Genomic DNA, 1,932 nt, shown 5'->3' on the forward strand with positions numbered 1-1,932 from the left:
CTTCGCCTTCATGCTGCCTCCCGGAACGCCCCCGAACGCCATCGTCTACGGCACCGGCGAGATCGAGCTGAAGGACATGATGAAGTGCGGCCTCGGCCTGAAGATCATCGCTCTAATCGTCTTCCCCATCGTTCTGTACTTCATCACCATGGGTCTGTTCGGCGTCGGCACTGTCTGACCGGATCGGAACATACGGTGAAGGGTCCCGCGTCCACAGGACGCGGGACCTTTTTCTGCCCGGCGTTTCATTCTCCGCCGGAAAAAGTTTACGTGTGCAACGCACATGTGACACTTCCTGTTACATTCTGTTACGCCTCATCCGCCCTTTGCCGATATTTGTACAGGTGGCCCAATCCCGGCGGTGTTTTTCCGGGATTTTCGCCAAATGCCCATTTTGCACTTTAACGCTGTCTTAATCTCCGAAAAGAAAATCTTTATATCCTGTGGCATGCCTTTTGCTACAAGATAAGGGTTGTCTTGAGCCGCTGTGGGCGAGCGGCGGCCCGGGCAGTGCCGCAGGAGGGTCCCGCGGCCGTACTCGACAATCTTTTTAGGAGGAGATTCAATGGGTAAAACAAAAGTCCAAAAGTTCGGTTTCCTCATTGGTGTCGTCGCCATGCTGCTCGTCGGCTATGGCCCTGCCATCGAGGGGCTGACGCAGGTGGGCCAGCGGGTCCTGGCCTGCACCGTGCTGATGGTGGTCTTCTGGATCACCGAGGCCATGCCGATCCCGTTCACGGCACTGCTGCCGATTTTCCTGTTCCCCATGCTGGGCATCACCGGCTCCGGCGGACAGAACGGCATCACACTGTTCGCGCACTATGCGTATTCCACCTGCTACCTGCTGGTGGGCGTGGGCTTCCTGTCCGGCTCCATGGTGAAGCACGGCCTGCATAAGCGCATCGCCCTGGGCATCGTCAGCAAGGTGGGCAAGAAGCCCGCCACCCTGGTCCTGGGCTTCATCCTGGCCGTGGCCTTCGTCTCCATGTGGATGTCCAACACCACCGCCACCGTCATGATGCTGCCCGTGGCCCTGGCCATCGCCAGCGCCCTGGGCAGTGAGGCCGCCGGCTTGAAGAAGGCCATGGTCCTGGCCATCCCCTACGCCGCCACCATCGGCGGTCTGGGCACCATCATCGGCACCACCACGACTCCCACCGGCCTGAGCCTCATCCGGGAGACCATTGGGGTGGACATCAACTTCCTGCAGTGGATGCAGATCGGCCTGCCCTTCATGATCCTGCTGATCCCCTTCTTCTGGATCTATATGGTGAAGTTCTTCAAGGTCGACAAGATGCCCGACATCGATATCTCCATTGCCCGCAAGCAGTATGAGGAGCTGGGCCCCATGAACAAGGGCGAGAAGTACACCGCCATCATCTTCCTCATCTGCGTGGTCCTGTGGTGCACCCGCTCCATCCTGTGGGGCGAGTGGTTCCCCTTCGCCACGGATGAGACCATCGCCATGTTCGGCGCCATCCTGGTCATGATCTGCCCCATCGACTTCAAGAAGGGCGAGTACGTCTGCGACTGGAAGACCGGCTTCAACGACATCCCCTGGAACGCCGTCATCCTGCTGGGCGGCTCCATGGTCATGGGCAACGCCTTCCGTGACGCCGGCGTCGCGGAGTGGATCGCCGCCATGCTGTCCGGCCTGGAGGGCATGAACTCCGTCCTGATCGTGATCCTGGTGGGCATCGTCACCGCCATCATCACCGAGCTGACCACCAACGCCGTGGTTGCCGCCGCCTTCATCCCGGTCCTGGCCGGCGTGGGCGAGGCCATCGGCGTCAACCCCTTCGCCATGATGCTGTCCTGCCTGGTGGCCTGCAACTTCGCCTTCATGCTGCCTCCCGGAACGCCCCCGAACGCCATCGTCTACGGCACCGGCGAGATCGAGCTGAAGGACATGATGAAGTGCGGCCTCGGCCT

Annotated in this window: 2 protein-coding genes; both read left to right on the forward strand. The window is 60.7% G+C overall.

Going from position 1 to position 1,932, the window contains the following annotated elements:
• The first annotated feature begins 10 nt into the window (after positions 1–10).
• Entirely contained in the window at positions 11–178 is a 168-nt protein-coding gene (locus H9X91_RS14830; protein WP_420850745.1) for a hypothetical protein, read from the forward strand.
• A 387-nt stretch (positions 179–565) separates the two neighbouring features.
• Positions 566–1,932, forward strand: a 1,367-nt coding sequence (locus H9X91_RS13980) for an SLC13 family permease (RefSeq protein ID WP_204805868.1), incomplete at its 3' end; no start/stop codon positions are given.

The organism is Oscillibacter valericigenes (assembly GCF_016902445.1).
GTDB lineage: Bacteria > Bacillota > Clostridia > Oscillospirales > Oscillospiraceae > Oscillibacter > Oscillibacter avistercoris.